This is a genomic window from Burkholderia sp. B10, from assembly GCF_004368385.1.
Taxonomy (GTDB): domain Bacteria; phylum Pseudomonadota; class Gammaproteobacteria; order Burkholderiales; family Burkholderiaceae; genus Burkholderia; species Burkholderia vietnamiensis.
Genome location: NZ_PQMX01000143.1, coordinates 1 through 4796, shown reverse-complemented (window position 1 = coordinate 4796; position 4796 = coordinate 1). Strand labels below are relative to the sequence as shown.

The window sequence follows — 4796 nt, the reverse complement described above, 5'->3', positions numbered from 1 at the left end:
AGACGCTGGTGAAGCGCGGGCTGCGGATCGTGTCGGGCCGCACGGAAAGCCACGTGATGCTGGTGGACCTGCGAGCGAAGCACATCACGGGCAAGGCGGCGGAAGCGGCGCTGGGTGCGGCGCACATCACGGTGAACAAGAACGCGATTCCGAACGATCCGGAAAAGCCGTTCGTGACGAGCGGCGTGCGGCTGGGCTCGCCGGCGATGACGACGCGCGGCTTCGGTCCGGCGGAAGCGGAGCAGGTGGGCAACCTGATCGCGGACGTGCTGGAGAACCCGGAAGATGCGGCGACGCTCGAGCGCGTGCGCGCGCAAGTGGCCGAGCTGACCAAGCGTTTCCCGGTCTACGGGTGATGCGCGTTCCGGTGTGTCGGGGACGCCGGTTGGGGTGACACCGCGAGCGCGAATGCGCGGGCCGCATTACACGGCCCGCGCGGCCGCGTTCAAACCGTGACCGCGCGGCGCTCGGTCAGCCGGTTCCACAGCAGCGCGGAGCGGCTGCCGCTTCGACAATACGCGAGCACCGGCTTCGGCAGCGCATCGACCAGCGCGCCGAACGCGTCGACCTGCGCATCGCCGATCCCGTCGCGCTCGACCGGCAGATAGCGCGCATCGAGCCCGAGTTCACGCGCCGCGGCGGCGATCTCGTCGAATGCCGGCTGGTCGGCGCTTTCGCCGTCCGGCCGGTTGCAGATCACCGCACGGAAGCCCGCATGACGAATCGCCGTCAGCTCGGCCGGCGTGATCTGCCGCGACGCGGTGAAGCCGGTCGCGGCCGCGGCCCGGCATTGTTCGAGCGCGCGAGCGAAACACGCGATCGCGAACTCGGCGTCCTGTTCCGTCGAGAAGCGGCCGAAGCTGATGCGCACCGTGCGGCTCGCGGCGGCGGCATCGAGGCCGATCGCGATCAGCACGTGCGACGGCGCACCGCTCGTCGAGTTGCACGCGGACGTCGACGACACCGCGAGCGCATCGCCGAGCATGAACGGGAAGAAGCCCGGCACGTCGACGGTGAAGCTCATCGTGTGCGGAATGCGGCGCGCCGCTGCCGCGTTGTGCGTGATGTCGCCGAGCGCGAGCAGCGCGTCCTTCACGCGTGCGCTGAGCGCCGCGATCCGTGCGGCTTCGCGCTCGAGCTTGTCGGCGGCCAATTCACACGCGACGCCCATCCCGACGATCTGATGCGTCGCGAGCGTGCCCGAACGCAGGCCGCGCTCGTGTCCGCCGCCGTGGATCTGCGGCGCGATGCGATCCGCGATGTCGCGGCGGACGAACAGCGCGCCGATCCCTTTCGGGCCATATACCTTGTGCGCGGACATCGACAGCAGGTCGATGCCGAGCGCGCGCACGTCGATCGGCGTCTTGCCGAGCGCCTGCGCGGCGTCGACGTGCAACAGCGCGCCGGCCGCGTGGACGATGCGCGAGATCGCGCCGATGTCGGTCAGCGTGCCCAGCTCGTTGTTGACGAGCATCAGCGACACGAGCCCCGTATCGGCGCTGAGTGCCGCGGCTACGGCGTCGGCGGTGATTTCGCCGTCGGCGTTCGGCGACAGATAGGTGACCGTCATTCCGTGCTTCGACAGGTTCGCCGTCGTGTCGAGGATCGCCTTGTGTTCGAGGCGGCTCGTGATCAGGTGGCGCTTGCCGGTCGCGGTTTCCGCGTAGCCCTTCAGCGCGAGGTTGTTCGATTCGGTCGCGCCCGAGGTCCAGACGATCTCGTCGGCGTCCGCGCCGATCAGCGCCGCGACCTGGGCGCGTGCGTGCTCGACCTTCTGCTTCGCCAGCCGGCCGGCGGCGTGCGAGCTCGACGCCGGGTTGCCGAAGATGCCGTCGGCGCCGAGGCAGGCCATCATCGCTTCGATCACGCGCGGATCGGCGGGCGTGGTGGCGGCGTAGTCGAGGTAGTGCAGCGGGGTGGTATCGCTCATGTGCTGATCGGCTCGTTCTTTTCGTGACGGAGGAAATGATACGAGGGTGAGCGGGGAAAAAGGATCCAAATTCAGCCGTGGATTCAGAACGATGTGGAATAACGTTTTATCGTTATCGAATATGGCGAATTTATTTTCTTGCGGGTTCGGCGGACGGACCGTCGCATGCGGCGCATCCCGCGACGATCGCGCCCGCCGCCGCGCTACCGGCCGTCCGCGGCTGCCGCCTTCGCCCGATCCTGTTCGGCCGCGAGCGCCGCATCTGCGGCCTGCGCGCGCTGGATCGCCGGGCGGGCCAGCACGCGGTCGATATACGCGCGCACGGGCGGCGTTTCCGGCATCAGCTTGAACATCGTGGTCCAGCTCAGCGCCGAGCCGCACAGCACGTCGGCTGCGGTAAACCGCTCGCCGAGCAGATACGGGCCGCCGGCCAGTTGCGCGCCGATCGCGGCGACGACGGTGTCGAAGTCGCCATACGGCGACGTCGAATACGCGGCCGGCGCGCGGTTCATCGAGCGGTCGACGATGGCCGGCTCGAAGCACGAACCGTAGAACGCCATCCAGCGCAGATACGGGCCGCGCAGCGCCTCGCCGGGCGCCGGCGACAGGCCGGCTTCCGGATACAGCTCGGCCGCGTACAGATAGACGGCCGTCTGTTCGGTGACGATCACGTCGCCGTGGCGCAGCGTGGGCACCTTGCCCAGCGGGTTGAGGCGAAGGAACTCGGGTTCGTGCTGCTTGCCGGCGGACAGGTCGAACGCGTGGATCTCATAGTCGGCGCCGAGCTCTTCGAGCAGCATGCGTGCGCCGGCCGACCGGCTGCGCGGCGAGTGATAGAGGGTCAGGTGGCGGTCGTGCGGCATCGCGGGCTCCGGTGGGGGATGGGACAAGCGCTCAATGTAGGCCGATCGCGCGGCGCCGTATTGGAAAAACCCGCCGTGGCGGTGCATCATCGCGCGGTCACCCCAACGGTTCGTCGCCATGACCGCCTTGCGTCACGTGACCGACACGCCGAAAGGCGTCGTCGGCCCGAAAGCCCTCAATCAGCGCTTCCGCCTGAATCGCTACTATCCGCGCGCCGAACTCGCCGGCGTGCTGGACCACCACTGGATCGTCGAGTGGGACTTGCGCGATCAGCCGCCGCACGTGCAGCGCACGCTGCCGTATCCGTGCGTGAATCTCGTGTTCGATCGCCGGCGCACGGGCATCTTCGGCGTGGTGTCCGGCGCGTTCGAGACGACGCTCGTCGGCGCGGGACGCGTGCTCGGGCTGCGGTTCCGGCCGGGCGCGTTCCGCGCGTTCTTCGGCAAGCCGGTGCACCTGATGACGGACAAGGTGTTGCCGGTGTCGACGCTCGGGCTCGACGAGGCCGACGCCGAGAACGCCGTGCTCGGCGCCGGCGACGATGCGGCGATGGTTGCCGCCGCGGAGGCGCTGCTGTTGCGCGTGCTACCGCCGGCCGATCCGCAGGTCGAGCGCATCGATGCGATTCTGCGGTTGCTGCAGCAGGACGCGGCGCTCACGCAGGTGCGCGATCTCGCCGAGCGTGCGGGGTTGAGCGAGCGCACGCTGCAGCAGCTCTTTTCCAGCTACGTGGGCGTGACGCCGAAATGGGTGATTTGTCGTTATCGCCTGCACGAGGCGGCGGACCGGCTCGCGGGCGGCGAGCCGGTCGATCTCGCGGAACTCGCCCATTCGCTCGGGTATTTCGACCAGGCGCATTTCACGCGCGATTTTCGCAAGCTGGTCGGCAAGGCGCCGGCCGAATATCGGCGCGACGACGGGCATGCGTGACGGGGCAGCGGCGGCTTCGCGACGCGCAACGGGAAGCCGTTGCATCATGCACGTCGGGGCGCTGTTCGCGCGTCGTCGATTCGCGTAGTCTGCGCGCTACGGTCGCGTTGCCGGTCGGCCACCGCCGCCCGGCCGAGCGTTTCGCCACACAATCGGGAGCTTGTCGTGTTTCACCGGAATTCCATGTTGGGTCGTCTGGATCTGCTGCGGGTGCTGTGCGTGCCGATGGCGGCGCTGATGCTGGCCCCGACCGCGACACATGCGGCGGCCGAGCGCGTCGTCGAGCCGGCGCGCCCGCCACACGCGGCACACGCGGCACACGCCTCGCCGGCCGGCGCGCGCGAGCCGTCGGCCACGGCGCGTATCGTCGGCGACGATCCCGTTGCGATCCGCGACGCGCTCGCGCAGCGGCATCTCGCGAGCACGCCGGCGTCGCTGGGCGATCGCGTCCGCCGCCTGATCCCGGGCGGCGACAAGCATCGCGCGAACCCCGAGCTGGCCGCGATCGGCCTGGATCGCAAGGTGACGTTCCTCGTGCCGGCCACGTATGGGCTGCGGTATCAGAGGCAGCAGCGTCTGCTGACGGTGGACGTCGACATGGTCAACGCCGATGGCGAAGGCCGCACCGGCATCCTGCTCAGGAAGGCCATCACGGGGCCGCGCGGGCGCGGGCTGGTGATCGCCGCCGAGGCTAAAGCGAAAGGCTATATCCAGCGGATCGACATCATCGAGCTCGATCCCGGCAAAGGCGGGAAGACCACCGTGCGCGGGCGCGTGCGGCTTTCGTCCGCCGCGTACGCGCAAACGCACGGCGAATTCGCGATCGCGCTGTCGGGCCGGCTGGTGCAACCGTATCTGACCGAACACGTCGAGCACGCGGAGCCGACCGACGACGAGCCGACCGACATCACGACCCACACGTCGCGGCTGTACCTGGATATCGACACGATTTCGCTGGTGAACCCCGCAAGCGGCGCGGTGCTGTCGAAGAATCTGAGTTTGTCGAAGTAGTGGTCTTTCGTGCGCGGCCGGCTGGCCGCGCGTGCCGATGTTCTCTAGCGCGCCGCAGCAC

4 protein-coding genes and 1 pseudogene are annotated in these 4796 nt (G+C 69.1%); 3 read left to right on the top strand and 2 right to left on the bottom strand.

Annotated elements, in window-relative coordinates; all coding sequences use genetic code 11:
- A pseudogene (glyA, locus tag C3Y15_RS31060) lies at positions 1-356 on the top strand (serine hydroxymethyltransferase); the annotation flags it as partial.
- 89 nt (positions 357-445) lie between these two features.
- Here glyA and C3Y15_RS31055 read toward each other — a convergent pair.
- Together C3Y15_RS31055 and C3Y15_RS31050 are read right to left on the bottom strand one after the other, a co-directional pair.
- Entirely contained in the window at positions 446-1930 is a 1485-nt protein-coding gene (locus C3Y15_RS31055; protein ID WP_124260296.1) for an aminotransferase class V-fold PLP-dependent enzyme, read from the bottom strand.
- Positions 1931-2133: 203 nt separating this feature from the next.
- Complete coding sequence (locus C3Y15_RS31050; RefSeq protein ID WP_124260297.1) at positions 2134-2793, bottom strand: glutathione S-transferase family protein; 660 nt, start codon at positions 2791-2793, stop codon at positions 2134-2136.
- 118 nt (positions 2794-2911) lie between these two features.
- On the opposite strand from C3Y15_RS31050, the gene C3Y15_RS31045 reads away from it, so the two are divergent.
- Positions 2912-3724 carry an AraC family transcriptional regulator gene (locus C3Y15_RS31045; RefSeq protein ID WP_059696499.1) on the top strand — a complete coding sequence of 271 codons (813 nt, stop codon included), beginning with the start codon at positions 2912-2914 and terminating at the stop codon, positions 3722-3724.
- A 183-nt stretch (positions 3725-3907) separates the two neighbouring features.
- Entirely contained in the window at positions 3908-4735 is an 828-nt protein-coding gene (locus tag C3Y15_RS31040; protein WP_224056471.1) for a hypothetical protein, read from the top strand.
- The last annotated feature ends 61 nt before the right edge of the window (positions 4736-4796 follow it).